This window comes from Streptomyces sp. NPDC057743, assembly GCF_042798755.1.
In the GTDB taxonomy this organism is placed as follows: Bacteria; Actinomycetota; Actinomycetes; order Streptomycetales; family Streptomycetaceae; genus Streptomyces.
The window spans coordinates 1-25,620 of the sequence record NZ_JBHVJX010000017.1 but is presented as its reverse complement, the minus strand read 5'-3'; the positions used below and the strand labels follow the sequence as shown (position 1 = coordinate 25,620).

Annotated in this window: 25 protein-coding genes and 1 tRNA gene; 9 read left to right on the top strand and 17 right to left on the bottom strand. The window is 73.2% G+C overall.

Annotated features, from left to right (window positions below; translation table 11 throughout):
* Positions 1-155: 155 nt before the first annotated feature.
* Positions 156-524, top strand: coding sequence for a hypothetical protein (locus ACFVFQ_RS20600; protein ID WP_383418031.1), 369 nt, complete (start codon positions 156-158; stop codon positions 522-524).
* Entirely contained in the window at positions 517-978 is a 462-nt protein-coding gene (locus ACFVFQ_RS20595) for a hypothetical protein (protein WP_383418029.1), read from the top strand. The genes ACFVFQ_RS20600 and ACFVFQ_RS20595 overlap by 8 nt, the downstream gene beginning before the upstream one ends.
* A 51-nt stretch (positions 979-1,029) precedes the next feature.
* Here ACFVFQ_RS20595 and ACFVFQ_RS20590 read toward each other — a convergent pair whose 3' ends face one another.
* Both ACFVFQ_RS20590 and ACFVFQ_RS20585 read right to left on the bottom strand, forming a co-directional pair.
* Complete coding sequence (locus ACFVFQ_RS20590; RefSeq protein ID WP_383418028.1) at positions 1,030-1,518, bottom strand: GNAT family N-acetyltransferase; 489 nt, start codon at positions 1,516-1,518, stop codon at positions 1,030-1,032.
* 217 nt (positions 1,519-1,735) lie between these two features.
* Positions 1,736-2,917 (bottom strand): glycerophosphodiester phosphodiesterase, encoded by a 1,182-nt coding sequence (locus tag ACFVFQ_RS20585; protein ID WP_383418026.1) that lies wholly within the window; start codon positions 2,915-2,917, stop codon positions 1,736-1,738.
* A 327-nt stretch (positions 2,918-3,244) separates the two neighbouring features.
* Here ACFVFQ_RS20585 and ACFVFQ_RS20580 point away from each other — a divergent pair, with 327 nt between their 5' ends.
* Positions 3,245-3,916, top strand: coding sequence for a lysophospholipid acyltransferase family protein (locus ACFVFQ_RS20580; RefSeq protein WP_383418329.1), 672 nt, complete (start codon positions 3,245-3,247; stop codon positions 3,914-3,916).
* A gap of 92 nt (positions 3,917-4,008) precedes the next feature.
* On the opposite strand, the gene ACFVFQ_RS20575 is transcribed toward ACFVFQ_RS20580, so the two are convergent.
* The 5 genes from ACFVFQ_RS20575 to ACFVFQ_RS20555 all read right to left on the bottom strand — a co-directional run bounded on the left by ACFVFQ_RS20575 (position 4,009) and on the right by ACFVFQ_RS20555 (position 10,364).
* A complete protein-coding gene (locus tag ACFVFQ_RS20575) occupies positions 4,009-5,979 on the bottom strand; it encodes a bifunctional metallophosphatase/5'-nucleotidase (protein ID WP_383418024.1) in 1,971 nt (656 codons plus the stop codon).
* 282 nt (positions 5,980-6,261) lie between these two features.
* A complete protein-coding gene (locus ACFVFQ_RS20570) occupies positions 6,262-7,890 on the bottom strand; it encodes an MFS transporter (RefSeq protein WP_383418022.1) in 1,629 nt (542 codons plus the stop codon).
* Positions 7,887-8,438, bottom strand: coding sequence for a TetR/AcrR family transcriptional regulator (locus tag ACFVFQ_RS20565; protein WP_383418020.1), 552 nt, complete (start codon positions 8,436-8,438; stop codon positions 7,887-7,889). Before ACFVFQ_RS20565 ends, ACFVFQ_RS20570 begins: the two co-directional genes overlap by 4 nt.
* Positions 8,439-8,571: 133 nt before the next feature.
* Positions 8,572-10,002, bottom strand: a complete 1,431-nt coding sequence (gene argH / locus ACFVFQ_RS20560; RefSeq protein ID WP_383418018.1) for an argininosuccinate lyase — start codon at positions 10,000-10,002, stop codon at positions 8,572-8,574.
* Positions 10,003-10,202: 200 nt separating this feature from the next.
* On the bottom strand, positions 10,203-10,364 hold the full coding sequence (locus ACFVFQ_RS20555; RefSeq protein ID WP_383418015.1) for a hypothetical protein: 162 nt from the start codon (positions 10,362-10,364) through the stop codon (positions 10,203-10,205).
* A gap of 249 nt (positions 10,365-10,613) precedes the next feature.
* On the opposite strand from ACFVFQ_RS20555, the gene ACFVFQ_RS20550 reads away from it, so the two are divergent.
* Positions 10,614-10,687 (top strand) — tRNA-Pro (locus ACFVFQ_RS20550).
* Positions 10,688-10,808: 121 nt separating this feature from the next.
* On the opposite strand, the gene ACFVFQ_RS20545 is transcribed toward ACFVFQ_RS20550, so the two are convergent.
* From ACFVFQ_RS20545 to ACFVFQ_RS20515, 7 genes are all read right to left on the bottom strand, one after another.
* The gene (locus ACFVFQ_RS20545; protein ID WP_383418012.1) at positions 10,809-11,351 is read right to left on the bottom strand and encodes an arginine repressor; all 543 of its coding nucleotides are present in this window, start codon (positions 11,349-11,351) and stop codon (positions 10,809-10,811) included.
* 19 nt (positions 11,352-11,370) lie between these two features.
* Positions 11,371-12,621 (bottom strand): acetylornithine transaminase, encoded by a 1,251-nt coding sequence (locus ACFVFQ_RS20540; protein ID WP_383418010.1) that lies wholly within the window; start codon positions 12,619-12,621, stop codon positions 11,371-11,373.
* On the bottom strand, positions 12,618-13,571 hold the full coding sequence (gene argB / locus ACFVFQ_RS20535) for an acetylglutamate kinase (RefSeq protein WP_383418008.1): 954 nt from the start codon (positions 13,569-13,571) through the stop codon (positions 12,618-12,620). Before argB ends, ACFVFQ_RS20540 begins: the two co-directional genes overlap by 4 nt.
* 76 nt (positions 13,572-13,647) lie before the next feature.
* Entirely contained in the window at positions 13,648-14,805 is a 1,158-nt protein-coding gene (argJ, locus tag ACFVFQ_RS20530; protein ID WP_383418006.1) for a bifunctional glutamate N-acetyltransferase/amino-acid acetyltransferase ArgJ, read from the bottom strand.
* A gap of 127 nt (positions 14,806-14,932) precedes the next feature.
* On the bottom strand, positions 14,933-15,961 hold the full coding sequence (gene argC / locus ACFVFQ_RS20525) for an N-acetyl-gamma-glutamyl-phosphate reductase (RefSeq protein WP_383418004.1): 1,029 nt from the start codon (positions 15,959-15,961) through the stop codon (positions 14,933-14,935).
* Between the two features lie 101 nt (positions 15,962-16,062).
* Positions 16,063-17,640, bottom strand: a complete 1,578-nt coding sequence (locus ACFVFQ_RS20520; protein WP_383418002.1) for a N,N-dimethylformamidase beta subunit family domain-containing protein — start codon at positions 17,638-17,640, stop codon at positions 16,063-16,065.
* A 206-nt stretch (positions 17,641-17,846) separates the two neighbouring features.
* Positions 17,847-18,038, bottom strand: a complete 192-nt coding sequence (locus ACFVFQ_RS20515) for a DUF1059 domain-containing protein (RefSeq protein WP_383417999.1) — start codon at positions 18,036-18,038, stop codon at positions 17,847-17,849.
* Between the two features lie 309 nt (positions 18,039-18,347).
* On the opposite strand from ACFVFQ_RS20515, the gene ACFVFQ_RS20510 reads away from it, so the two are divergent.
* A complete protein-coding gene (locus ACFVFQ_RS20510) occupies positions 18,348-19,121 on the top strand; it encodes a LuxR C-terminal-related transcriptional regulator (protein WP_383417997.1) in 774 nt (257 codons plus the stop codon).
* Positions 19,122-19,157: 36 nt separating this feature from the next.
* Here the strand turns inward: ACFVFQ_RS20510 and ACFVFQ_RS20505 are convergent, their stop codons facing one another.
* Positions 19,158-19,655 carry a GNAT family N-acetyltransferase gene (locus ACFVFQ_RS20505; RefSeq protein ID WP_383417995.1) on the bottom strand — a complete coding sequence of 166 codons (498 nt, stop codon included), beginning with the start codon at positions 19,653-19,655 and terminating at the stop codon, positions 19,158-19,160.
* A 64-nt stretch (positions 19,656-19,719) separates the two neighbouring features.
* On the bottom strand, positions 19,720-21,186 hold the full coding sequence (locus tag ACFVFQ_RS20500) for a PLP-dependent aminotransferase family protein (RefSeq protein WP_383417993.1): 1,467 nt from the start codon (positions 21,184-21,186) through the stop codon (positions 19,720-19,722).
* Between ACFVFQ_RS20500 and ACFVFQ_RS20495 the strand changes: the two genes are divergently transcribed.
* Both ACFVFQ_RS20495 and ACFVFQ_RS20490 read left to right on the top strand, forming a co-directional pair.
* Positions 21,185-22,141 (top strand): DMT family transporter, encoded by a 957-nt coding sequence (locus tag ACFVFQ_RS20495; protein ID WP_383417991.1) that lies wholly within the window; start codon positions 21,185-21,187, stop codon positions 22,139-22,141. The two genes, ACFVFQ_RS20500 and ACFVFQ_RS20495, sit on opposite strands and share 2 nt — an antisense overlap.
* Positions 22,142-22,325: 184 nt before the next feature.
* A complete protein-coding gene (locus ACFVFQ_RS20490) occupies positions 22,326-22,535 on the top strand; it encodes a DUF1918 domain-containing protein (protein ID WP_383417989.1) in 210 nt (69 codons plus the stop codon).
* A gap of 47 nt (positions 22,536-22,582) precedes the next feature.
* Here the strand turns inward: ACFVFQ_RS20490 and ACFVFQ_RS20485 are convergent, their stop codons facing one another.
* Entirely contained in the window at positions 22,583-23,803 is a 1,221-nt protein-coding gene (locus tag ACFVFQ_RS20485; protein ID WP_383417987.1) for a glycoside hydrolase family 10 protein, read from the bottom strand.
* Between the two features lie 158 nt (positions 23,804-23,961).
* Between ACFVFQ_RS20485 and ACFVFQ_RS20480 the strand changes: the two genes are divergently transcribed.
* Together ACFVFQ_RS20480 and ACFVFQ_RS20475 are read left to right on the top strand one after the other, a co-directional pair.
* Positions 23,962-24,831: a 3-hydroxybutyryl-CoA dehydrogenase gene (locus ACFVFQ_RS20480; RefSeq protein WP_383417985.1), complete on the top strand. Its 870-nt coding sequence runs from the start codon at positions 23,962-23,964 to the stop codon at positions 24,829-24,831.
* A gap of 411 nt (positions 24,832-25,242) precedes the next feature.
* Positions 25,243-25,500: a hypothetical protein gene (locus tag ACFVFQ_RS20475; RefSeq protein ID WP_383417984.1), complete on the top strand. Its 258-nt coding sequence runs from the start codon at positions 25,243-25,245 to the stop codon at positions 25,498-25,500.
* The last annotated feature ends 120 nt before the right edge of the window (positions 25,501-25,620 follow it).

Sequence of the window (25,620 nt, the reverse complement as noted above, 5' to 3'; positions counted from 1 at the left end):
GGGCCGGCCGCCCACCGAACGACGTGCCGGCAGCGGGCCGGCGCCGGGCCGCGGACCACGGCGGGGCCGGACGCGGCGGGCCGCCCGGCGCCGATTAGCATCGGGCCCATGCCCCACAACCCCACGGCGCGCGGCCGCCTCGCCCGGAGGCCGCGGTGATCGATGCGCTGATGCTCGCGGTCGGCGTGACCGCTGTCGCGCTGGCCGCCTGGTGCGGCTTGGCCGCGTACCGCAACGAGCCCACCAAGGACTGGCACTTCATCGGCATGGCCGTGGTGTCCCTGCTGTGCCTCGTCCAACTGGTCATCTCCCTCGTGCAGTTGGCGCGCGGGCAGCACCCGGACAAGGGCACCGCGCTGTTCCTGGCGTATCTGATCGGGGCGGCCGCGTGCGTGCCGGCGACCGGGCTCATGTCGCTCTCCGAGCGGACCCGGTGGGGCTCGGCGACCGTCGCCGCGGGCTCCGTGGTGCTGGCGGTTTTGGAAGTACGGCTCTTCGACATCTGGGGAGGCGGCAGTGCCTGAGGCTGCCCCGAAGACCACCGCGGCAAAGGCCGCGCAGCGGACCACGGACCGGGATCCGGGCACGAGGCTGGGCGCCGGCCCGGGGCGGCTGCTGGTCACCGTCTACGGCGTCTTCACCGTGGCCGCCGCGTCCCGCTCGCTCTACCAACTGCTCGCCCAGTTCGACCGCGCGCCGCTGGCGTACCTGCTGTCGGCCCTCTCCGCGCTGATCTACGGCTTCATCACCTTCTCGCTGGTGCGCGGCGGCGAGGTGGCCCGGCGGGCGGCGATCGTCTGCTGCGCGCTGGAGATCCTCGGGGTGGTGGGCATCGGCACCTGGACGCTGGTGGATCCGGCGGCGTTCGCGGACTCCACGGTCTGGTCGTACTACGGCATGGACTACCTCTTCATCCCGGTCGCGCTGCCGGTCACCGGTCTGATGTGGCTGCGCCGGGCCCGCACCGCGCAGGACTGACCGCCTGGAAGATCCTCCGGGCCCGCCCGTGGTGCGGGCCCGGTGACGGCGTCACGGCGCGGCGGTGAGCTCCTTCTCCAGCGTGATCAGGCTGAGCCGGCGGGTCAGTTGCTCGGTGCCGACGGGGGCGTAGCCGTGGTCGCGGTAGAGGCGGAGGTTGGCCTCGCTGCGGTGGCCGGTGAACAGGCGGTAGCGCTTGGCGGCCCGCTCCGTCGCGAGCCGCTGCTCGACGGCGGCCAGCAACCGTCCGCCGAGCCCGTGCCGCTGGAGCCGGGGGTGCACGATCAACTTGCCGATCTTCGCGGTGCCGTCGGCGTCGACGGTGCCGCGCACCGAGCCGACCACCTCCCGGCCGAGTCTGGCCACCATGACGCAGCCGTCGGCGAGTTCGGCGCGCAGCGAGTCCAGGGTCTGGGTCAAAGGCTCGATCCCGTAGTCGTCGTAGAGCGCGGCCTCGGACTGGTAACAGAGGTATTGGAGTTTGAGGATCTGCTCGGCGTCGTCGTCGGTCGCCGTCGAGATCGTCACGCTCGTGCCCATGCGCGTGTGCCTCCCCATTTGGTTCGATGTCCGCTGCGGTTCGCTGTCCGCTTCCGGACTCCCCGGACTGCGGCCGCGGCAATCTCCGCGGTGAGCATTCTGCGCGGGCATATGGGACAAGCGGAACGGACCGGCGCCAAGCTCCCCTGTGACATTCCCAACTCAGATGAGTAAGCGGGGAGATGGGGGCCGGCGCCGGTCCGGGGCGTCGGGCGGGTCAGTGCCGGCGGAACTCCTCGGCGGCGACCAGCGCGGTGTCCGGGTTGTCCGAGAACAGGCCGTCGATGCCGGTGGCGAAGAGCGCCTTGAAGTACGGGAGCGCATTGCCGTAATCGCCCGGGTTCTTACCGACCCGGAAGTCCAGCGGCAGGAAGCTGTTCTCGTTCCGCACGGTGTACGGGTGGACGACCAGGCCCGCCGCGTGCGCGTCGCTGACCAGGGTGGTGGGCTTGCCCAACTTGCCCTTGTCGTCCTGGGCGATGATCTGCGGCAGCCAGGGGCCGATGCCCTGGGCGAAGCCGGCGATCCACTTGAGCCCCGCGGGCTTGAGCAGGTCGGCGGTGGTGCGCGGGTCGCCGGCCTCGACGAAGTCCCAGGGTCGGACGGACGGCTCGTCGAGCAGGACGACCTTCGGGCACTTCACGCCCAGTTCACCGAGGCGCTTGAGGCTGCTGGGCTCGAAGGACTGCAGGAAGTTCGGGGCGTGGGCGGTGTGTCGGCCGTACCGGCGCAGCAGCTTGGCGAGCCGCTCCTCCAGGCCCAGGCCCAGCTTGCGGAAGTAGGTGGGGTGCTTGGTCTCGATGTGCAGCCAGACCGGGCGGCCGCGCTCGCGCCCCTTCTTCTCGGCCCAGCGCAGGGCCTCTTCGAAGGTGGGTATCTCCCAGACGCCGTTGTAGAGGGTGTTGTGCTGGCGGACGTCCGGTATGCGCTCCTTGGCGCGCAACGTCTTGATCTCGGCGAGCGTGAAGTCCTCGGTGAACCAACCGGTGATCTTCTTGCCGTCGATGGTCTTGGTCGTCCGGCGGCCGGCGAACTCCGGGTGGTCCGCGACGTCCGTGGTGCCGCTGATGTCGGGCTCGTGCCGCAGGATCAGGTGCCCGTCCTTGGTGGGGACGAGGTCACCGGCCTCGATGACGTCCGCGCCCATGTCGAGGGCGAGTTGGTAGGAGCCGAAGGTGTGCTCGGGGCGGTAGCCGCTGGCGCCCCGGTGGCCGACGACCAAGGGGAACGGCAGCTTCGCGGGCCGCCCCGCGGGCGTCGACCGGGCCGCCGGCGCCGCGGCGGACTCCGTCCGGCCGGCCGCGTTCGCCTGCCCCGCACCGGCCAGTACGGCCGCCCCCGCGCCCAAGGCGGCGGCTCCCAGTACCGTCCGCCGCCCCGGCTCGTGCCGCTTCTCCATGCCCGCGCTCCTTGCTGTCCGTTGCGCCCCTGCCGGGCCCGGTGACGTCCCGGCCCGGCAGGTTCTGTGCTTGACTCTCGGCCTCTCGGCTGCCCAGGAAGGCGTCGCTGACACCCCTCCCGGAAAGCCCCCTGATCGTAAGCACGGACGGGTGAGGTCGGGGAGACGTCCGGGAGGACTGTGGGGAACATGGACGTAACGCACGTCAACTCTGCGTATCGGCCCGGTGAACCCGATGTGCGCGCGGGAGTGACTCACGAGTATGGTCCTGGGCTGCAGAGTGCTGTGCGCCCCTTGAACCTGACCAGCCACGACCCGGAGGACCCGTTGTCCCGCATTGTGCTGAAGGCGATTCTCGGACTCGTGATGCGCGTCCTGTTCCGTCCGAAGGTCGAGGGACTGGAGCGGATCCCCGGGACCGGGCCGGTGATCCTGGCCGGCAACCACGTCACGTTCATCGACTCGATGTTCCTGACGCTGGTGGTCAAGCGGCCGGTGTACTTCATCGGCAAGGACGAGTACGTCACCGGCAAGGGCCTCAAGGGCCGGCTGATGGCCTGGTTCTTCACCTCCGCCGGGATGATCCCGGTGGACCGGGACGGCGGGCACGGCGGCGTCGCGGCACTGATGACCGGCCGCCGCATCCTGGACGAGGGCCACGCCTTCGGCATCTACCCGGAGGGCACCCGCTCCCCCGACGGCCGCCTCTACCGCGGCCGGACCGGCATCGCCCGGCTCGCGCTGATGACCGGCGCCCCGGTCGTCCCGTTCGCCATGATCGGCACGGACAAGGTGCAGCCCGGCGGCAAGGGCCGCCCGCACATCGCCCCGGTGACCGTGCGCTTCGGCGAACCGCTGGACTTCTCCCGCTACGAGGGCATGGACCGGGACCGCTACGTCCTGCGCGCCGTCACCGACGAGGTGATGAGCGACGTGATGGAGCTGTCCGGTCAGGAGTACGTCGACGTGTACGCCACGAAGGCGCGCACGGCCGCCTGAAACCCCGCCCACGCACTCGCGCCGAGGGCCCCGTCCGCTCAACGGACGGGGCCCTCGGCGTCGTTGCGCCCGGGGCGGCTACCGACGGGCGGTCAGCACGGCACCCGGAAGCCGCCGGGCGCCCGCTCTCCCCCGATGTCGACGGTCAGCGCGGTGCGCAGCGCCGCCTCCGCCCGCGGGACCAGGCTGCCGTCGGCGGCGAGGAGTTGCTGGTGCTCGGCGACGGATCCGATGCGGGCGCCGGGGAGATGGGCGTTCTTGGCCGTGACGCGGTCCCGTTCGGCCGGCGACAGCCGCTGCCTGGCGCGGACATAGGCGACGAAGCTCTCGAAGTCCCGGGTGTGCCGGACCGGTTCGGTGAATCCGGTGAAGGCGCTGAAGCCGTCCTGGTTGGTCAGGGTGTAGGAGGGCGCGGCCAGGCGGTAGCGGCGGGTCAGCCTGAGCGGCTCGTCGTCGATCAGGACCTCGGCGGGGTCGATCCGGTGCCCGGCCGGGGCGGCGGCGTCGAAGCGGTAGCGGACGTTGCCGGAGACGGCCAGCGGGGCGAAGGAGAGGCCGTCGCCGGCGGTCGACGCCCACTGCTGCTCCAGGGCGTCGTGGATCTGCCGTCCGGTGACCGTGACGGTGACGATCGGGTCGCCGAAGCCGACCGCGTTCCACGCCTGCCCGAAGGTGACCGCGCCGTCGGACGCCTCGTCGCGCACCAGGTCACCGGAGATGATCGCGGCGCCGACCCGCGGGGCCACCGCGATCACCGCGAGTTCGGCCGGGACGTTGCGGTGCCCGCCGGGGTCGTCCATCGGGCCGTGCGGCTGACTGCCCGCCCAGAGCGCCCAGTCGGCGACGAGGTTGCCCATGGTGGACTCCCCCACCGCGTTGCGCCGCTGGGTGAAGGAGGCGGTCTGGGTGCCGATCCGGGTGCGGGCGCGGCGGGCGCCGTAGCCGGCCCAGTAGTCGGCGATCTCCTTAAGCTCCCGATCGGGCGCGATGTCACGGGTGTTGGGGTGGTTGACGGAGGTGGTCAGGGACCTGATGACCTTTCCGCTCACCGGGTCGAGCCGGAGGTTGATCTCGTTGATGATCTGGCCGTAGCAACCGGCCTCGACGAACGGGCGGGGCACGCCCCTGGGGTCCGGCAGCATCATGGTGAAGGCGCAGTGCCAGTGGCCGGTGACGATGGCGTCGATGTCGGGCGAGACCCGCAGCGCCAGTTCGTAGGCCGGCCCGGAGGGGTTGCTGCCGCTCTCGAAGTTGCCACCGGCGACCGCGCCGTCGTGCATGCTGAGCACGATCGCGTTGACGCCCTGACTCTTGAGCGCCTTGGCGCAGCGGTTGGCGGTCTCCAACTCGTCCAGGGTGCGCAGTCCCGGCTGGTAGGAGCCGGGGAAGGACTCGGTGCCGATGGCGGTCAGGTGGATGAAGCCGATCGGCAGCCGGCGGCCGCGGCCGGCGTCCACGTGCACGATGTTGTACGGCGGCAGCACCCGCTCGCCGGTGCCGCGACGGACCATGTTGGCGCTGTAGTAAGGGAAGTTGGCGCCGCGGAAGCGGTGGCCGGTGGAGTCGGTGAAGGAGACGTCGCGGCCGACGACGGGGAAGGCGCGGCCGCGTTCCATGTGGTCGCGGAGGAAGACCGTCGACTTGTCGAACTCGTGGTTGCCGGCCGAGGCGAAGTCCAGCCGCAGGGCGTTGAGCGCCTCGATGGTGGGCTCGTCGGCGAAGGAGGCGGCGTCGAACTCCCAGCCGGAGAAGAGGTCGCCGGGGGCGAAGAAGATGGAGTTGCGCCGCCCGGCGCGCAACCGCGCCAAGTGGGCGGCCATGTAGGCCACGCCGCCGACGGTGTAGCGCTTGCCGCCGGCGCCGGTGATGACGGAGTTGGCGCCCGGGGCGCTTTGCAGATAGCCGTGCAGATCGGTGATGTTGAGCAGTTGGACGTCGACGTACTCGTGTGCCGTGGCGGCGTCGCGGGCGTGGCCGGTGGCGTAGGCGTTGGTGCCGATCGCGCTGGCGGTGGCCATCGCCCCCGCGGCGGTTACGAAGGACCGTCGTCCGATGTCGCGCACTGCGTCACTCTCCTGAGCGGGTCCGACCGTTGGGGGACGACGGGAGAGTCAAACGCGCCGCGCGGGACAACCGGCCACCAGGACGCGTACCGGGCGTGAACGGCGGGGGACAGTCGCCCCCGGGGGCGTGTCCCGTGGATCATGGCCGGTGCGCGCGGTCACGATCCACGGGACACGCCTGGACGGGGGTGCGGTGCGCGGTGGTGTCCCTCGTTCGCCCGCCGGGTGGGCCCTTACGGGTGCTCAGAGGGGGGGTGGCGCGGGGAGGCGCGCCGGGCTGGGTCAGGGGAGTTCGGGGCCGCGGGCGGCGGGGTCCGAGCCGACCACCGGTGCGGCCTCGGGGTCCGGCGCCGGCTGCGCAACGGGGGCGCTGTCCGCCAGTTCCTGGCCGCGGAGCAGGAACCACGCGGCGACCGCGGCGCCGAGCAGTACCACCGCGCCGATGCCGGCCGCGGTGTCCACGCCGCTCACGAAGGCGTCCTGAGCGGTCTTCAGCAGGGTGGCGCTCTGCTCGGCGGGGAGTTGGGCGGCGGCGTCCACGGCGCCGCCGAGCGAGGAGCGGGCGGCGTCGACGACGTGCCCGGGCACCCCGGCGGGGGCGGTGAAGCCCTGGTAGATGCTGGTAACGATGGAGCCGAGCAGGGCGATGCCGAGCGCGGCGCCGAGCTCGTAGGCGGTCTCGGAGACCGCGGAGGCGGAGCCGGCTTCCTCCTTGGGCACGCTGGAGAGGATCACGTCGGCGGTGACGGTGAAGGCGAAGCCGGCGCCGATGCCGACGACGAAGAGGATGATGGACAGCGCGAGGGTGCCGGTGTCGCCGTGCAGGGCCGTGCAGCCGGCCAACGAGAGGCCGACCACCGCGAGGCCGCCGGCCACCACCAGCCGCACCGACAGCCGGCGGGCGACCCAGCCGGCGGCCAGCCCGGCGCCCACCGCGCCGACCGCGGCCGGGAGTTCGACCAGGCCGGCGTTGAGCGGCGAGCGCATCTGCACCATCTGGAGGAACTGGGAGAGGAAGAAGACCAGTCCAGACAGGCCGAGGATGGTCAGCAGGTCGGCCAGGACCGCGCCGGAGAAGCCCCGGTGTTGGAAGAGCTTCATGTTCAACAGCGGTGAATCGAGGGTGAGCTGGCGGCGGACGAACCACACCAGCGCGAGCAGGCCGATGACGGCGGCCGGCCCGATGTCCCAGCGGAAGCCGTGCACCGCCGCTTCCTTGATGGCGTAGACGACGCCGACGATGCCCACCAACGACAGCAGCACGCTGGGGATGTCCCACGGGCCCGGGTCGGGGTTGCGGGACTCGGGGATGACCTTGGCGCCGACGACGACCAGCAGCAGCATCACCGGAAGGTTGATCAGGAAGACCGAGCCCCACCAGAAGTGGCCCAGCAGGAAGCCGCCGAGGACCGGCCCGACCGCGGTGCCGGCCGAGGCCATCGCGCCCCAGATGCCGATCGCCAGGCTGCGTTCCTTGGGGTCGTGGAAGAGGTTGCGGATCAGGGCGAGGGTGGACGGCATCAACGTCGCGCCGGCCACTCCCTGGAGGGCCCGGGCGGCGATCATCATCTCCGGGGTGCTGGCGTAGGCGGCGAGCACCGACATCGCGCCGAACGCCATCGAGCCGATCAGCAGCAGCTTCTTGCGGCCGATCCGGTCGCCGAGGCTGCCCATGGAGACCAGCAGTCCGGCGATGACGAAGGAGTAGATGTCGCCGATCCACAGCAACTGGGTGCCGGACGGCCGCAGGTCCTCGCTCAGGAAGGGGGTGGCGAGGCCGAGGACGGTGGCGTCGACGCCGACCAGCAGCACCGCCAGAACGAGGACCGAGAGCGCGAGCCAACGGCCCGGACGGGGTTGGTCGTCGACATGGGCCGCACCGGCCCGGGATGGCGCTGTGCGCTCGCTCATTTCTCCATGCTCCGTCGGATGCCGCCGAGCAGCAGCTCGGCGATCGAGTGGTTGAGGTCGCCGCGGGCCAGGCGTCCTTCGTGGACCGACCAGGCACCCGCGCCGAGGAGGCCATAGAACGCCTCGGTCAGCCAGACCGAGCTGAGGTCGACGCGGAAGTCGCCCTCTTCCTGGCCGCGCCGGAACAGCGCGGCGAGCCGGGAGTCGAGCCGGGCCCAGCCGGCGTTGACCGTGCCGCCCTCGAAGAGCTGGTTCTCGGTGAAGAGGAAGGCCAGTACGGCGGCGACCGGTTCGGCCTCGCGGACCAGGCGGCGCAGCGCCTCGACGGCGCTGTCGTCGTCGAGGCGGGCGGCGTCCATCGCCCGCGCGAACCGCTCGATGCCGTGCTCCTCCAGGGCGCGGATCAGCGCATCGCGGCCGGCGAAGTGCCGGTGCAGGGTCGCCCGGCTGATGCCCGCGGCGCGCGCGATCTCGTCCATGGACGTCGTGGAGCGGCGGGTGAGCAGCGCGGCGGCCTCGGTGAGTACGCGTTCTCGATCCACAGCCATGAGACAGAGGTTAACCGAATGAGACGTCGATGTCTCATTGATTATCTCGCGCTCCCACCACGCACGAGGGCGGCCCCCACTCGCATCGAGTGGGGGCCGCCCTCAACGTCCGGGCGCGGCCCGGCCGTCGACGTCACTTCCGGGCCGCGGCCCACTCCTGCTGCCGGGCCAGGTCGGCCCGCACCTCGGCGAGCTGCACCGCCACCGCCGACGGTGCGGTGCCGCCGCGGCCGTTGCGGGAGGCCAGCGCGCCGGGGACGTTGAGCACGCCCCGGACCTCGGGCGTCAGATGCGGCGAGATCTTGACGAACTGCTCGTCGGTGAGCTGGTCCAGCTCGATGCCCTGCGCCTCGCACTCCTTGACGCACTCGCCGGCCACCTCGTGCGCCACCCGGAACGGCACGCCCTGCTTCACCAGCCACTCCGCGACGTCGGTGGCCAACGAGAAGCCGGCCGGCGCCAACTCCTCCATCCGCTCCCGGTTGACGGTGAGGGTGGCCATCATCCCGGTGAACGCCGGGAGCAGCACCTCCAGTTGGTCGCAGGAGTCGAAGACCGGCTCCTTGTCCTCCTGGAGGTCACGGTTGTAGGCGAGCGGGAGGGCCTTCAACGTCGCCAGCAGGCCGGTCAGATTGCCGATCAGCCGGCCGGACTTGCCGCGCGCCAGCTCCGCGATGTCCGGGTTCTTCTTCTGCGGCATGATCGAGGAGCCGGTGGAGAAGGCGTCGTGGAGCGTGACGAAGGAGAACTCCTTCGTGTTCCAGACGATGACCTCCTCCGCGATCCGCGAGAGGTTGACGCCGATCATCGCGGTGATGAAGGCGAACTCCGCGACGAAGTCCCGGGAGGCGGTGCCGTCGATGGAGTTGCCCGCCGAGCCGCGCTCGAAGCCGAGGTCCGCGGCGACCGCCTCCGGGTCCAGACCCAGGCTGCTGCCGGCCAACGCCCCCGATCCGTAAGGCGAGACGGCGGTCCGCTCGTCCCACTGCCGCAGCCGCTCGGCGTCCCGGGACAGCGCCTGGACGTGGGCGAGCACGTGGTGGGCGAAGAGCACCGGCTGGGCGTGCTGGAGGTGGGTGCGGCCGGGCATCGCGACGTCCGGGTGCGCCTCGGCGAGGCCGACCAGCGCCTCCTGGAGGTCGGCGAGCAGCCCGCCGACGATCCGGGCGTGGTCGCGCAGGTACATCCGGAACAGCGTGGCCACCTGGTCGTTGCGGGACCGGCCGGCCCGCAGCTTGCCGCCGAGGTCCGGGCCGAGCCGCTCCAACAGCCCCCGCTCCAGGGCGGTGTGCACGTCCTCGTCGGCGATGGTGCCCACGAACTCACCGGAGGCGACGTCGCCTTCGAGTCGGTCCAGCCCGTCGAGCATCCGCGCCAGCTCGTCCTCGGTGAGCAGGCCCGCCTTGTGGAGCACCCGGGCGTGGGCGCGCGATCCGGCGATGTCGTAGGGGGCCAGGCGCCAGTCGAAGTGCACCGAGGCGGACAGCTTGGCCAGCGCCTCGGCCGGTCCGTCCGCGAACCGCCCGCCCCAGAGCCGGACGTCACCGGTGTTGCCGTTGCTCACTTGTGCTGCTCCTTGGTGGATGGAGTGGTGGCCGGCTGCCCGCCGGTGGGGGTGCGCCCGTGCCCGGGCCACGGAGCCCGCGTCCGGCTCTGCCTGCCCTGTCGCTTTGGGCTCCGCCTGCCAGATCGCGCTGCCCGGCAATCTTGCTCACCATGCCGAAGAGTTCGATGAACCCCTTGGAGGGCGACCGGTCGAACGTGTCACCGGTGTCGCAGGCGCCCGCGGGGCCGAAGTCGCAGGAGGGCGTCGGCGAACCCGTCCCCGGCGTCGAGCTCCTCGGCGCCGGCCTCCCCGGCGAGCCGGCCGACGCAGACGGAGGTGTCCGGTCCGCCCGCGTAGGCGCGTACGACGCGCTCGGTCATGGGGCCCTCCTTACGTGCATGCCCTGGTAGGCATAAGTATGCATTCGACTGCATGATTCGTCAATCGAGAGGGGAAGCACAGGTCAGCGGGGCGATGCGCGGTCGCTCGGGGCGCTTCGGAGGGGGCGACGGGCCCCGCCGGGGAGCTCGGGAGCGCCCCGAAAAGACCCCGCTTTGGATTCATCGGCCGGGACAGGGTATTTTTCTGTCTGCACGCCCCGACCGGGAACGCCCGGTCGGTACGAGCACCGGGACGTGGCGCAGCTTGGTAGCGCACTTGACTGGGGGTCAAGGGGTCGCAGGTTCAAATCCTGTCGTCCCGACGGTGCAGAACGCAGGCCGGAGGCCGCCTCTCGCAGGGATGCGAGAGGCGGCCTCCGGTCGTTGTGCGTGCGCAAGTGGGGCGTTCCGCGGCGTGTGCGCTGCGGAACGCCCCCGCGGGTGCTAGCGCGCCCCCTGCGCGAGCTGGAGGAGATGGTCGGCGAGCTGCTGGCCGCCCGACGGATCGCGGCTGATCAGCATGAGGGTGTCGTCGCCGGCGATGGTGCCGAGGATGTCGTGGAGCTCCGCCTGGTCGATGGCGGAGGCCAGGAACTGGGCGGCGCCCGGCGGGGTGCGCAGGACGACGAGGTTGGCCGACGCCTCGGCGGAGATGAGGAGTTCGCCGGAGAGGCGGCGCATCCGCTCCTCCTTGGCGGACTCCCCCAGCGGCGCCCGCGGCTTGCGGTCGCCGCCCTCGCTCGGCACCGCGTAGATCAGCTCGCCGCCGGTGTTGCGGATCTTGACCGCGCCCAGCTCGTCCAGGTCGCGGGAGAGCGTCGCCTGGGTGACGGAGAGGCCGTCGTCGGCGAGCAGCTTGGCGAGCTGGCTCTGGGAGCGGACCGGTTGCCGGTTGAGGATGTCCACGATCCGGCGGTGGCGGGCGGTGCGGGTCTGCGGCACGGCCGGGCCGTTGATCGGCGGCTCGGTGTCCTGCGGCTCGGTCATCGTTGCGTCAGTCTCCGGATCATCGTTCCCCGTTGGCCGCTTGCTCGGCCGTCGACAGGACGCCGGGGAGCTTCTGGAGGAAGGTCTCCACCTGCTCGTCGGAGACGATCAGGGGCGGGGCGAGCCGGATGACGTCCGGCGCGACCGCGTTGACCAGAAGGCCCGCGTCCTGGGCCGCCTGTTGCACCTGGGATGCGTGGGGCCCGGTCAAGACGATACCGAGGAGCAGGCCGACTCCGCGGACCTGGCCGACCAACGGGTGCGCAACGGCCTCGATCCCGGAGCGCAGCCGCTCGCCGGTCAGCCGGACGCGGTCGAGCAGGCCGTCCGCCTCGATGGTGTCCAGGACGGCGAGGGCGCCGGCGCAGACGACCGGGTTGCCGCTGAACGTCGAGCCGTGCGAGCCCGGGGTGAGCAGCTCGGCGGCCGGGCCGAAGGCGAGGGTGGCGCCGATCGGGAGGCCGCCGCCGAGGCCCTTGGCGAGGGTGATGACATCGGCCTCGACGCCCTCGGCCTGCGAGGCCAGCCAGTGGCCGGTGCGGCCGATGCCGGTCTGGATCTCGTCGAGGACCAGCAGGGTGCCGGTGGCGGCGGTGATCTCGCGGGCGGCCTTGAGGTAGCCGGCGGGCGGGACGATGACGCCGTTCTCGCCCTGGACGGGTTCGAGGATGACGAAGGCGGTGTCGGTGGTGACGGCGGCCCGCAGGGCGTCCGCGTCGCCGTACGGGACGTAGGTGACGTCGCCGGGCAGCGGGCGGAACGGGTCCTGCTTGGTGGGCTGGCCGGTGAGCGCCAGGGCGCCCATGGTGCGGCCATGGAAGCCGCCGGTGGTGGAGACGATGTGGGTGCGGCCGGTCAGCCGGCCGATCTTGAAGGCGGCCTCGTTGGCCTCCGCGCCGGAGTTGGAGAAGTAGACCCGGCCGGGCCGGCCGGCGAGCGCGAGCAGGCGCTCGGCGAGGGTGACGGTGGGCTGCGCGACGAAGAAGTTCGACACATGGCCGAGGGTGGCGATCTGGTCGGTGACGGCGCGGACCACCGCGGGGTGGGCGTGGCCCAGCGCGTTGACCGCGATGCCGCCGAGGAAGTCGAGGTAGGCGTTGCCGTCGGCGTCCCAGACGGTGGCGCCCGCACCGCGGACGAGCGGGAGGCGGGGGGTGCCGAAGTTGTCCATCATGGCGGCCCCCCAGCGCCGGGTGAGCCCTTCGTTGGTGGCCGGCCCGTGGTCGGTCGTGGTGTCCCCGGTGGTCGGGGTCGCTGCCGCGGTGTTCATTCCGTCCCCTGTGCGGTGTGGTGTGCGGTGGGCTGGGCGTCGTCGGAGCGCGGTTCGGGGTCCGGGACGACCATGGTGCCGATGCCCTCGTCGGTGAAGATCTCCAGCAGGATGGAGTGTTGGACCCGGCCGTCGATGACCCGGGCGGTGCGCACCCCGTTGCGCACCGCGTGCAGACAGCCCCGCATCTTCGGGACCATGCCGCTGGCCAACTCGGGCAGTAGCCGCTCCAGTTGGCTGGCGGTGAGCCGGGAGATCACCTCGTCGCTGTGCGGCCAGTCCTCGTAGAGGCCCTCGACGTCGGTGAGGACCATCAGCGTCTCCGCGCCGAGCGCCGCGGCCAGTGCGGAGGCGGCGGTGTCGGCGTTGACGTTGAAGACGCCGGAGAGCTCGCCCTCGTCGCTGCTGCGGGCGATGGACGAGATGACCGGGATCCGGCCGTCGTCCAACAGCGCCTGCACGGCGCCCGGGTCGATCGCGGTGATCTCGCCGACCCGGCCGATGTCGACCCGCTCGCCGTCGACGTCGGCGTAGTGCTTGGTGGCGGACATCAGCTGGGCGTCCTCGCCGGTCATGCCGACGGCGAGCGGGCCGTGCTCGTTGAGCAGGCCGACCAGCTCGCGCTGGACCTGGCCGGCCAGCACCATCCGGACGACGTCCATCGCCTCGGGCGAGGTGACCCGCAGGCCGCCCTTGAACTCCGAGGCTATGCCGAGGAGTTCGAGCTGGGCGCTGATCTGCGGGCCGCCGCCGTGGACCACGACCGGGCGCAGTCCGGCGTGCCGCAGGAAGACCACGTCCTGGGCGAAGGCGCGCTTGAGCTCCTCGTCCACCATCGCGTTGCCGCCGAACTTGATCACCACGGTCCTGCCGTGGTGCCGGGTCAGCCAGGGCAGCGCCTCGACGAGGGTGCGGGCCTTGGGGAGCGCGGTGTGCTTACGGGTCGTCATGCGACGGTCTCGTTCCGCTCGGTGAGGGAGGCGTGGGGTGTGAGGAGGGGTGCTGCGGGGCTGGCCGTGGGGCCGGTCACGAGGAGTACGCGCTGTTCTCGTGGACGTAGTCGGCGGTGAGGTCGTTGGACCAGATCACCGCGGAGTGCGCGCCGGCGGCGAGGTCGGCGGTGATCCGCACCTCGCGGTAGCGCATGTCCACCAGCTCGCGGTCCTCGCCCACCGAACCGTTCCTGCACACCCAGACGTCGTTGATCGCGACGTTGAGCCGGTCCGGGTCGAAGGCGGCGGCGGTGGTGCCGATGGCGGAGAGCACCCGGCCCCAGTTGGGGTCCTCGCCGTGCAGGGCGCACTTGAGGAGGTTGTTGCGGGCGATGGAGCGGCCGACCTCGACCGCGTCGTCCTCGCTCGCGGCGTTGATCACCTCGATGCGGATGTCCTTGCTGGCGCCCTCGGCGTCGCCGATCAGCTGCCGGGCCAGGTCGTCGCAGACCTCGCGGACCGCCGCGGCGAAGGAGTCCGGGTCCGGGACGACGCCGGCGGCGCCGGAGGCCAGCAGCAGCACGGTGTCGTTGGTGGACATGCAGCCGTCGGAGTCGACCCGGTCGAAGGTGGTGCGGGTGGCGCCGCGCAGCACGGCGTCCAACTGCTCGGCGGGGACGTCGGCGTCGGTGGTCAGCACCGCGAGCATGGTGGCGAGACCGGGCGCGAGCATGCCGGCGCCCTTGGCCATGCCACCGACGGTGATGCCCTCGGAGGTGGTCACCTGGGCGGTCTTGTGGACGCTGTCGGTGGTCTTGATGGCGATGGCGGCCTTCTCGCCGCCGTGGCCGGTGAGTTCGGCGGCGGCCTTCTCCACGCCGGGCAGCAGCTTGTCCATCGGCAGCCGCACCCCGATCAGGCCGGTGGAGGCCACCGCGACCTCGCCGGCGCTGTGCCCGTCCAGCACCTCGGCGACCTTCTCGGCGGTCGCATGGGTGTCCTGGAAGCCGAGCGGGCCCGTACAGGCGTTGGCGCCACCGGAGTTGAGGATCACCGCGGAGACCCGGCCGCCCTTGAGGACCTGCTCGGACCAGAGGACCGGCGCGGCCTTGACGCGGTTGGCGGTGAACACGCCGGCGGCGGCCAGCCGCGGCCCGCTGTTCACCACGAGGGCGAGATCGGGGTTCTGGCTCTCCTTGATCCCGGCGGCGATGCCCGCCGCGAGGAAGCCCTTGGCTGCCGTCACACTCACTGCTTCTCCTCGTTCGCCCCGCCGCAGCAGCGGCTCGTGTCGTCGTCGGCCGCGTGGTGCGGCGACGCCCCTTCGGTCGTGGACCACGGCCCGGCGGCCGCGCCTGCTCCGCCGGGAAGTGCCCGGCTCACGGCGCGACCCCGGTCGCGGAAAGGCCCAGGTCCTCGGGGAGGCCGAGGGCGATGTTCATGCTCTGGACCGCGCCGCCGGCGGTCCCCTTGGTCAGGTTGTCGATCGCGCTGATCGCGATGATCCGGCCGGCCGCCGGGTCGAGCGCCACCTGGATCTGCGCGGCGTTGGAGCCGTACACGGCCGCGGTCGCGGGCCACTGTCCCTCGGGCAGCAGCCGGACGAACACCTCGCCGGCCAGCGCCTTCTCGTACGCGGCGCGGACCGACTCGGCGGTCACGCCGGGCCGGGCCTTGGCCGAGCAGGTGGCGAGGATGCCGCGCGGCATCGGCGCCAGGGTCGGGGTGAAGGAGACCGAGACCGGCTCGCCGGCGGCCGCGCCGAGGTTCTGCGCGATCTCCGGGGTGTGCCGGTGGCCGCCGCCGACGCCGTACGGGCTCATCGAGCCCATCACCTCGGAGCCCAGCAGGTGCGGCTTGACGGCCTTGCCGGCGCCGGAGGTGCCGGACGCCGCGACGATCACCGCCTCCGGCTCGGCGAGGCCGGCCGCGTAGGCGGGGAAGAGCGCGAGCGAGACGGCGGTGGGGTAGCAGCCGGGGACCGCGATCCGCCGGGCCCCGGTCAGCGCCGCCCGGCCACCGGGCAGCTCCGGCAGGCCGTAGGGCCAGGTGCCGGCGTGCGGCGAGCCGTAGAACGCCTCCCAGGCTGCGGCGTCCCTGAGCCGGAAGTCGGCGCCGCAGTCCACCACCAGTACGTCGGGGCCGAGTTGCTCGGCGACCTCGGCGGACCGGCCGTGCGGCAGCGCCAGGAACACCACGTCGTGGCCGGCCAGCGCCTCGGCCGAGGTGGGCGCGAGCTCCCGGTCGGCGAGGGGGGCGAGGTGCGGCTGCAGGTCGCCCAGGCGCTGCCCGGCGTTGGAGTGCCCGGTCACCGCCCCGATCTCGACCCGGGGGTGCCCCAGGAGCAGGCGCAGGAGCTCACCCCCCGCGTATCCGCTCGCTCCGGCGACTGCTGCTCGTACCGTCATGGCCCGTCGACCCTCCTCTTCGATGGCATGACTATACGGAAGGCGGCAGTTTTATGCAATGGCCCGGCTGGCCTGTCGCCGAGGATCACGGCGGCGTCCGCTCATCTCCCGTATACGTGGTCGGTGTTGGGCTTCGGGGCCGGGCGGTGGCGGGCCGCCGGGCCCGCGGCGAAGGCGCGCAGCAGGTTCTCAGTGGTGCGGGTGACGAAGGCGCCGGTGCGGCGGTCGAGGCCGTGGTTGCGGCCGTTGTCCCGGGTGCCGGCCATCAGGGCCTCGACCCAGCGCATGGTGCCGGTGGCGAAGACCCCGGCGCCGCTGGGCACGGTGTAGTAGGCGGAGTCGGCGTGGCTGGCGCGGCCCCGGCAGACCAGCGGGGAGTGCGCGACGATCTCCAGGTCGGCGGGGGTGGGGGCCTCGGGGGTGACCCGGTCGTACTCCACCCCGACCAGGTGCGCGAAGGCGTCCCCCGGCGTGACCCCGGTGCCCTCGAAGAGCCAGTGGTCGGCGCCGTGGACGACGTAGGGCGCGTCCGTCGGGTACCCCTCGTAGAAGACGCCGGTGAGCGAGGACTCGGGGTCGGCGGCGGGCGGGGCGCGGAAGTCGTGGGTGGGCGGGGCCTGGTGGGCGGCGTAGGCGGGGTCGTCGCGGTAGGCGGTCTTGTAGCAGGTCACGGTGGGCGGCCCGGCGTCCGGGCCGGCGTCCAGGCGGACCCGGCGGAAGCAGGCGTTGGCGCCGAGGAAGGCGACGTTGGTGCCGGCGTCGCGGGCCCGGGTGACGTGCGCGCGCTGCTGCGGCGTCCAGTACTCGTCGTGGCCCAGGGAGAGCACGGCGGTGGCGCCGCGCAGCGCGTCGGCGTCGCGATGGACGTCGAGCGAGGTGGTGTAGGCCAGCGGCAGTCCGAGGCGTTCGGCCAGTACCACCAGGGCGCGCTCGTAGACCAGGAACTTCTCGGCGCCGGTGGCGTCGTAGGGGCGGTCGAAGGCGACGGCGAGGGAGCGGTCGGCGTAGTCGCCGCCCGGGCCGCGGTAGAGGCTGTGGCCGCCCCAGGCGTTGTACGCCTGCCAGGTCGTCACCGCGTGCATCAGCACGGTGCGGCCCGCGGCGGCGGGTGAGCGGACCACGAGCGGGACGTAGCGCTGGTGGCCGTGGTCGGCGTCCAGCCGCAGCAGGTAGGCGCCGGGCGGCCAGCCGTCGGTGCCAACGACGGTGGTGCGCGGCCAACCCGCCCGTACGGTACGGGTCTTGGGCAGCAGGTGCGGGGCGGCGGCGCGGCGTCCGGCGAGGCGGTCCGAGCGCCACACCAGGCGGGCCTGGGCGCCGCCGTACCAGCCGACCCGGTAGGCACGGATGTGAAAGCCGGGCGCGGTGGTGGAGACGTGCAGGCCGAACTCCTCACCGGGGAGCACGCTGACGCGGTCCGGGTAGCCCTCGATCGCGTCCGGCGGGCCGGTGGCGCGCAGCCGCCAGTCGGGGCTGCCGGGGCGGTCCCGCTCGGCGGCGAGCGGGTCGGTGGGGCGGCCGCCGGCCGGGCCGCCGCCGGAGGTGTCGCAGCCGGTCAGGCCGGTGGCCAGGGCCGCGAGCCCGGTGGCCGCGCCGAGGAAGCGCCGGCGGTCCAGGCCGGGCCGCGGGGGCTCACCGGTGCCGCCCTCCCCCGCGTCGTGCGCCGCGCCGTCCGCCATCGGCCCGCTCCCGTCCGTGCGTTCCCGGTGGTGCCCGGCGGCCTCGTGGTGCGACGGTGTCGCCGGGCGCCGGTGCTCGTTCCAGGACGATCCTGCGCCGGGTGGCGCGGCCCGACGACCGCAGCGGGCCCGAACGCGGGTACCGGGAGCGCGCGTGCCCGGCCGCCTCGGGGACGACCGGGCACGCCCACCGCTCCACCGGTGGCTCAAGCGGGCTGTGGCATCTCGTTCTTGAGGGACTTACGGAGTTGCTCGCGCAGCTCGGAGCTGTCCGTGTGGCCGTGCACGGAGACCGCGTGCGCGGTGGCGGCGCGGAGGACTTCCTCCTCCTCGCCGGCGATGACGAGGGAGCACTTCGTCTCGCTCGGGTAGTCCCGGCAGTCGATCATCTTGCGCATGCCCCACCACCTCCTCGTCCTTCCAGTGTCGGCCGGCGGCAACCGGCCCGCCAGCGGGTACGGGGAACCGCGTATGGCGCCGCGGTGGCCGCGGCTGGTGCAGTAGAAGGGAGAAGACGGCGGTCTCGGCGGTCTCCGCCCGCGCGGGCGGGAAGCGCGTCCTTGCCGTCGGGCGCCTCGCGCGCCCGACGCCCCCGGCCGGTCTTCCCCCGGCCGGCCGGGCGGCCCCGCTCCGGACGGCTCCCGGACGCCTCGGGAGCCGCCCCGAGCGGCCTTGACCGTTGTCGGGGCGCTCGGCACGCTGGACGTATGAGCACGGCCGCGGAGGCCGGCGTGCGGCGCATCCTCCCCGTTGTGGACCTCCTCATCGACGCCGTGGACGAGGACGTCCTGGTCCCGGCGCTGCTGCCGCTGCTGCTCGACGCGGTCCCCGGCGACAGCGTCATCTGGTCGCCCCGCCCGGACCCGGCCCATCCGCTGCGCACCCTCCCCGACGACCTGCTGAGCCGGGACGTGCTGGACGCCTTCGACCGCGGGTGGTGGTGCGACTCCTTCGTGCGGCACACCCGGCTCGGCAGCGGGGCCGCGTTGCGCCGCTCCGCCCTCCAGACCACCGGCGAGTTCCACGCCCTGCCCGTCTACCCCGACGTCTACCGACCGTTCGGCGCCGAGCGGCAGTTGGCGATGTCCTTCCCCGCCGGGTACGCCGCGGGCGGGCCGCGCCGGGTCGCGGTGGTGGTCAGCCGGGGCCGCCGGGACCGCGACTTCAGCGACGCCGACGTGGCCGCCGCCGGCCTGCTGCGCACCCGTCTGACCCGGGCCCTGGGCCGCCTCGCCCCGCCGCCCCCGGAGCCGGCCCGGGACCTGGTCACCCGCCGCGAGTCGGCCGTCCTCGGACTGCTCGCCGACGGCCTGACGAACCAACAGATCGCGCACCGGCTGGCGATCAGCCCGCGCACCGTCGACAAGCACCTGGAACACGCCTACGCCAAGCTGCGGGTCGGCGGCCGGGTCGCGGCGGCCAACGCCTGGCTGATGCGGACGGGCGGGGCGCCGGACCACGGGGCCGACGGTCCGGCGTGAGCGGCCAAGTACCCGTCGGCCGCGGCGACTTGACCGTCAGGGACGGTCCGGGCCTGATCCATCGGACGGGCTCTGGGAAGTCTCCGGCGCGACGGGCCCCGGGTCGAGCAGCCCGAGCGTCATCCACTGCTCGGGCGCGACCAGCGGCCGGAAGCCGACCTTCTCGTAGACGCCGTGCGCGTCCTTGGTGGCGAGGGTGATCCGGGCCAGCCCGTGCGGCTCCAGTTCCGCGGCGACGGCCTCCACCAGGGCGGTGCCCAGGCCCTTGCCGCGGTCGTCGGAGCGGATGTAGACGTCGCAGAGCCAGGCGAAGGTGACGTAGTCGGTGACGACCCTGGCGTAACCGACCTGGCGACCCGAAGCGGCCTCGTACAGGCCGAAGTTGAGCGATCCGGCGACGGCACGGTCGTGGTGCGCGCGGGTCCGGCCCAGGGCCCAGTAGGAGTCGGTGGCCAGCCAGTGGTGGACCAGGGCCACATCGAGCCGGTCGGGGTCGGTGGAGATCTGGTAGCCGTCGAGGGCGCGCGCGTTCATGCCGGGAGACTGGCAGATGGGGCGCGCGGAGTCGAACGGGCTCCCGAGGTCGACCCCGGCCCGGTCAGTCGACCGGGATGCCCAACTCCTCGCAGGCGGTGCGGAGTCGGCGGACACCCTCGTCCAGTTCGCCGGGGCCGGCCGCGGTGGCGAAGCTCAGCCGCAGGTGGGCGGCGGGCGGCTCGGCGGGGAAGTAGGGGCGGCCGGCCGCCACCGCGACGCCGGCGCGCAGCCCGGCGCCGGTCAGCGCCGCCTCGTCGGTGCCGTCCGGCAGCCGCAGCCAGAGGTGGCAGCCGCCGCGGGCGGTGCGACTGCCGGGCCCCGCGGCGACCAGCGCCGGCACCTCGCGCTCCAACGCGGCCCGCATCGCCTGCCGACGGGTCGCCAACTCCCCGGCCACCAGCCGTAGATGACGACCCCAGGCGGGCGAGCCGACGAGCTCCAGCGCGGCCTCCTGGAGCGGGGCGGGCACGAAGAAGCTGTCGACGATCTGGATGGCGCGCAGCCGGTCGAGCACCGGGCCGCGGGCCGCGAGCGCGCCCACCCGCAGGCTCGGCGAGGTGATCTTGGTGAGCGAGCGGACGTGCACGACGGTGCCGTCCGGGTCGTCGGCGAGCAGCGTCGGCGGCAGCGGGGGCGCATCGGCGTGGCCCAGGAAGCGGGCGAAGTCGTCCTCGACGACGAACGCGCCGGCGGCCCGGGCGATCCGCAACACCTCCCGGCGGCGCTCGGCGGCCAGCGCCGCGCCGGTGGGGTTCTGGAACAGCGGCTGGCAGACGAACAGTCGGGCGCCGCTGGCCCGGAAGGCGTCGGCGAGCAGGTCGGTGCGCACGCCGTCGGCGTCCATCGGGACCGGGACCGGGCGGAGTCCGGAGGCGCGGGCGACCGCCAACATGCCGGGATAGGTGGGCGATTCGACCAGGACCGGTGCGCCGGGCGCGGCCAGCGCGCGCAGCGCTGCGGTCAGCGCGCTCTGGCCGCCGGCGGTGATCAGGACGTCGCTGGCGGCGAGCGGTCCGCCGGGCCCGCCGATCTCCCGGGCGAACCACTCGCGCAGCTCCGGCACCCCGTCCAGGGGCGGCCGGCCCCAGGCGCCGGGCCGCCGTCCGGCCCGGGCCAGTGCGGCGGCCAGGGCGCGTTCGGGCTGGACACAGGGGTGCAGATAGCCGCCGTTGAGCTCGATGACGCCGGGCGCGGGGGCGGCGAGGGTGGCCACCACCCCGGTGGCGTCGACGCTGCGCGGCACCTGGTCGCCGGCCGGCTCGGCGCTCAGCGCGATCTCCTGCCAGGAGGTGTCGACCCGGCGGGGCGCCGCACCGCGCGGCTCGGCGCGGAACGCCCCGGCGCCGGGGCGGGTGACGACCAGCCCCTCGGAGACGAGCACGGCCAGCGCCCGGGAGACGGTCACCGGGCTGACCCGATGCCGCTCGACCAGCACCCGACTCGATGGCAGCTTCTCACCAGGAGAGTAGCGCTTCAGCTCCTCCCGCAGGCTCGCGGCCAGTTCAGCCCCACTGCTACGCTCATGCATGAGAGCCAATGATAGCGCTACCGTCCCGACGCCGATAGCAGTCGCCACCCCGACCTCCGCCCCCGCCGCACCGCTCCCGGCGCCGCAGGGCCGCCCGGCCGGCTCCGGCGCCCCGCTCGCCGTCCTCGGCGTCGCCTCCTTCTCGCTGACGTTCCCGGGGACCGCCTGGGCCCTTGAGGGGATGGGCCCCTGGACGGTGGTGATGCTGCGCAACGCGCTGGCCGCGGTGCTGGCCGGCGTATGCCTGGTGGCCTGCCGGACCCGGATGCCCGAACGTCGCCACTGGTTCGGCATCGCCGTGGTCGCGGCCGGCGTCGTGCTGGGCTTCCCGATCCTGACCACCCTCACCCTGCAGACCTCCACCACCTCGCACGCCGCCGTGGTCGTCGGCCTGCTGCCGCTGACCACCGCCGCGTACTCGGCGGTCCGCACCGGGTCCCGCCCGTCCCGGACGTTCTGGATCGCGGCCCTGGTCGGCGCGGTGCTCGTGATCGCCTTCGCGCTGCAGCAGAGCGGCGGCACCCCCAGCACCAGCGACCTCTACCTCTTCGCGGCGCTGGTGCTGTGCGCGGCCGGCTACGGCGAGGGCGGGCGGCTGGCCCGCCAGATGCCGGGCTGGCAGGTGATCGGCTGGGCGCTGGTGGTGGCGCTGCCGGTGACCGTGCTCGGCGGGGCGCTGTCGCTGTACGCCGAGCCGGCGCCGCGGTGGACGGGCCACTCGGTGGCCGGGCTGGTGTGGCTGGCGGTCGGCTCGACGCTCCTCGGAATGATGGTCTGGTACCGCGGGATGGCCGCCATCGGCATCTCCCGGGCCAGCCAGCTCCAGCTCGCCCAGCCGCTGCTGACCCTGGTCTGGTCGGTGGCGCTGCTCGGCGAACACCTGCCGCCGGCCGCCCCGCTGACCGCGCTGGGCGTGCTGGCCTGCATCGTGGTCACCCAACGGGCGCGCAGCTGACGGCCGGGGGCCGGGGCGCCCTCACCGGGTGCGCCCCGGCACCCCGGACCTAGACTGGCGAACGACGGCAGGTAGTGCCGTCCGGGCCGCTCGCGGGCCCGCAAACCGTTGGCCGCCCCACCGCCCGGCCGCCGTGCGCGTCGGCCGCCCCGGTAGGCGGCCGCCCGAAGCGGGAGGAGCCCAGATGCACGCGAAGACGGGCGACCGGCTGCTGGTGCACGGCAGGACCGTCGGTCACGGCGACCACGTCGTCGAGATCGTGGAAGTGCTGGGAACCAACGGCGAACCGCCCTTCCGCGTCCGCGCCGAGGACGGCCACGAAACGATCATGTGGCCCGGCCCGGACTGCGTCGTCCAGCACCCCAAGTCCACCGAACCCCACACCATCCGCTGACGGACCGCGCGGCGGTGGCGGGCCGCCCGCCACCGCCGCTTCGGCGCTCACGGCCGGGCCGGGCCGCCGTAGTGGTCCCTCACCACCCGGGCCAGCGCGCCCAGCGGGTCCTTCACCACGTCCTTGGTCGAGAAGTAGACGTGCCCCCCGACCTGCGGATGGCGGGCGGCGAAGGTGAGGTGCCGGGAGAGCTCGGCCGGATCCCGCCAGGCCGCGGGCTGCGCGGTCCGGCCCGCCTTGTAGAGCGCCTCGCCGATGTAGAGCGCCACCCGGGTACCCGCCACGACCTCGGCCCACCACGTCACCAGCTCCGCGTAGTCGGCGGCGGCGAAGCCCAGCGGCCAGTACACCTGCGGCACGATCGAGTCGACCCAGCCCTCCCGCACCCAGCGCCGGGTGTCGGCGTAGAGGTCGTCGTACGCCTGCACCCCGGCCTCGGTCCGGGAGCCGTGCGGATCGGTCGCACTGTTGCGCCAGACCGCGAACGGGCTGACGCCGAACGGCACGTGACGACCGGCGCCGGCGAGCCGCTCGTGCATCTCCCGGATCAGCAGGTTGACGTTGTCCCGCCGCCAGTCGCCGCGGCCCGCGAACTCCCCGCCGTACGCCTCGTAGGCCGCGTCGTCGCCGAACGCCCGGCCGGCTACCGGATACGGGTAGAAGTAGTCGTCGAAGTGCACCCCGTCGAGCGGGTAGCGGCGGACCGCGTCCATCATCGCGTCCTGGACGAAGCGGCGGACCTCGGGCAGCCCGGGGTTGTAGTAGAGCTTGCCGGCGTACGGCACCACCCAGCTCGGGCGTCGGCGGGCGGGGTGGCCGGGGGCCAGCCGGCCGGGGTCGGCGTGGTTGGCGATCCGGTACGGGTTGAACCACGCGTGCAGCGCCAGGCCGCGTCGGTGCGCCTCCCGGACCGCGAAGTCCAGCGGGTCCCAGCCCGGGTCGCGGCCCTGCACCCCGGTCAGGACCTGCGACCAGGGTTCGTACGGCGACGGCCAGAGCGCGTCCGCGGTCGGCCGCACCTGGAAGAAGACCGCGTTCAACCGGCGCCGGACCGCGGCGTCCAGGAGCCCGGCCAGTTCCCGCTGCTGGGCCGCCCGGTCCAGGCCGGGCCGGGACGGCCAGTCCAGGTTGGCCACCGTCGCCAGCCACATCCCGCGCAGCTGCCGACCGGCCGGGGCACCCCGGCCGGCCCCGGCACCCGCGCCGAGCAGCCAGGAGGCCGCCCCCAGCGCCGCCGCACCGAACCCGCGGCGTGAGATACCTCGCATGAAAAGCCCCCATCTCGTCCGATTCGTCCCGAGTAGCAGCCTCAGAATGCCCGCCCCTGTGCCCTCCTTCGGGTACGGCGCGGAGTAACGTCAAGGGCGAGGCGGCCGCCTAACCCTTACGGCGGACGCCGGTCCTGTAGATCAGCGAAAGGCACGAGGTGACGGACTCATTCGCCGACATTGCACGCGTCGGAGTGGTCGGCTGTGGCCAGATGGGCGCTGGCATCGCCGAGGTGTGCGCCCGCGCCGGACTGGACGTCAAGGTCGCGGAGACCACCGGTGAGGCACTGGAGTTGGGGCGCACCCGCCTGACCAACTCGCTCGACAAGGCCGCCGAGCGCGGCAAGCTGACGGTCGCCGAGCGCGATGCGTCGCTCGGCCGGCTCAGCTTCACCACCGACCTCGGCGAGTTCGCCGACCGTGACCTCGTCATCGAGGCGGTGGTCGAGAACGAGCAGGTCAAGACGGAGATCTTCCAGATCCTCGACCAGGTCGTGGTCCGCTCGGACGCCATCTTGGCCTCCAACACCTCGTCCATCCCGCTGGTGAAACTGGCGGTGGCCACCTCCCGGCCCGACCACGTCATCGGCATCCACTTCTTCAACCCGGCACCGGTGCAGAAGCTGGTCGAGCTGATCCCCGCGCTCACCACCAGCGAGGAGACCCTCAAGCGCGCCGAGTCGCTGACCCAGGACGTGCTCGGCAAGCACGCCATCCGCGCCCAGGACCGCTCCGGCTTCGTGGTGAACGCGCTGCTCATCCCCTACCTGCTCTCCGCGGTCCGGATGTTCGAGTCGGGCATCGCCAGCCGCGAAGACATCGACAACGGCATGGAGTTGGGCTGCGCCCACCCGATGGGCCCGCTCAAGCTCTCCGACCTGATCGGCCTGGACACCGTCGCCTCGGTCGCCGCCTCGATGTACGAGGAGTACAAGGAACCGCTGTACGCCGCACCGCCGTTGCTCCAGCGGATGGTGGACGCGGGCCGGCTCGGGCGGAAGTCGGGGTCCGGGTTCTACTCCTACTGAGGCCGGCTCCCCCGGCGGAGCCGCCGCTTCGCCGGGGGAGGTTGCGTGGGCCGGCCGCCCGGGCGGAAAGAGGGGGGCCCTCCGCCCGGGCGGGATACGAGGGCCGTCCGCCCGCCGCTCGGGGGAAAGTTCGGCGGGCGGACCCGGCCGGCGGGCGCCCGACCGCCGGCGTTTGTCCCCGTAAGAAGAGTGAACTCCCTTCCGGCCGTTGATGACAGAGTGTGAATGCGCCAACTCGGCGCGCGCGCTTCGCACCCCGTGCGAAATGCTTACGGAGCGTCACTTCGCACGGGGTGTGAAGCGCTGACCCGTATCTCCCCGCCGCACACGCTCCCGCCTTCTCCCCCAGCGCAGTTGACTGGTTCCGGTAACCACCCGACCGCCACCCGGAGAAGGAAAGAGGAGCGGAACGTGACCGCCCATCGGGACCCCGATCTGATCGCCGCCGACTTAGCGGAGCTGCGACGCCTACTCGACGTACGCACCGCCACGGTCGACGGCCAACTCAGGCTCCAGGCCCAGCGCTGCGAGCAGACCACCCGCGACGCGGACGAACTCCAGGCCCGTGTCACGCGGTTGGAGAGCAGGCGCTGGCCACTGCCCTCGCTCGCCGCCCTGGCCGGGCTGATAGCGGGGGCCGCCGCCCTGTGGCAGGCGTACGGGCGCTAGGTCCTGTCGTCAAACTCCCGTCGTCCGCCCGGAGGGCGGGCCGGGCGGTGGTCGGTGCGTGCTCTCGGCGTGCCGGGCGGCGGCCCCTGTACTGGACGTACTGGGGTCGTCGCCCGGTGC

Excerpts from the sequence above, each read along its gene's own strand:
- ACFVFQ_RS20590 (WP_383418028.1), bottom strand. The coding sequence starts at position 1,518 with ATGGGCACGAGCGTGACGATCTCGACGGCGACCGACGACGACGCCGAG.
- ACFVFQ_RS20585 (WP_383418026.1), bottom strand. The coding sequence starts at position 2,917 with ATGGAGAAGCGGCACGAGCCGGGGCGGCGGACGGTACTGGGAGCCGCC.
- ACFVFQ_RS20570 (WP_383418022.1), bottom strand. The coding sequence starts at position 7,890 with ATGAGCGAGCGCACAGCGCCATCCCGGGCCGGTGCGGCCCATGTCGAC.
- ACFVFQ_RS20565 (WP_383418020.1), bottom strand. The coding sequence starts at position 8,438 with ATGGCTGTGGATCGAGAACGCGTACTCACCGAGGCCGCCGCGCTGCTC.
- ACFVFQ_RS20555 (WP_383418015.1), bottom strand. The coding sequence starts at position 10,364 with ATGACCGAGCGCGTCGTACGCGCCTACGCGGGCGGACCGGACACCTCC.
- ACFVFQ_RS20545 (WP_383418012.1), bottom strand. The coding sequence starts at position 11,351 with ATGACCGAGCCGCAGGACACCGAGCCGCCGATCAACGGCCCGGCCGTG.
- ACFVFQ_RS20540 (WP_383418010.1), bottom strand. The coding sequence starts at position 12,621 with ATGAACACCGCGGCAGCGACCCCGACCACCGGGGACACCACGACCGAC.
- argB (WP_383418008.1), bottom strand. The coding sequence starts at position 13,571 with ATGACGACCCGTAAGCACACCGCGCTCCCCAAGGCCCGCACCCTCGTC.
- argC (WP_383418004.1), bottom strand. The coding sequence starts at position 15,961 with ATGACGGTACGAGCAGCAGTCGCCGGAGCGAGCGGATACGCGGGGGGT.
- ACFVFQ_RS20520 (WP_383418002.1), bottom strand. The coding sequence starts at position 17,640 with ATGGCGGACGGCGCGGCGCACGACGCGGGGGAGGGCGGCACCGGTGAG.
- ACFVFQ_RS20515 (WP_383417999.1), bottom strand. The coding sequence starts at position 18,038 with ATGCGCAAGATGATCGACTGCCGGGACTACCCGAGCGAGACGAAGTGC.
- ACFVFQ_RS20510 (WP_383417997.1), top strand. The coding sequence starts at position 18,348 with ATGAGCACGGCCGCGGAGGCCGGCGTGCGGCGCATCCTCCCCGTTGTG.
- ACFVFQ_RS20505 (WP_383417995.1), bottom strand. The coding sequence starts at position 19,655 with ATGAACGCGCGCGCCCTCGACGGCTACCAGATCTCCACCGACCCCGAC.
- ACFVFQ_RS20495 (WP_383417991.1), top strand. The coding sequence starts at position 21,185 with ATGAGAGCCAATGATAGCGCTACCGTCCCGACGCCGATAGCAGTCGCC.
- ACFVFQ_RS20500 (WP_383417993.1), bottom strand. The coding sequence starts at position 21,186 with ATGCATGAGCGTAGCAGTGGGGCTGAACTGGCCGCGAGCCTGCGGGAG.
- ACFVFQ_RS20490 (WP_383417989.1), top strand. The coding sequence starts at position 22,326 with ATGCACGCGAAGACGGGCGACCGGCTGCTGGTGCACGGCAGGACCGTC.
- ACFVFQ_RS20485 (WP_383417987.1), bottom strand. The coding sequence starts at position 23,803 with ATGCGAGGTATCTCACGCCGCGGGTTCGGTGCGGCGGCGCTGGGGGCG.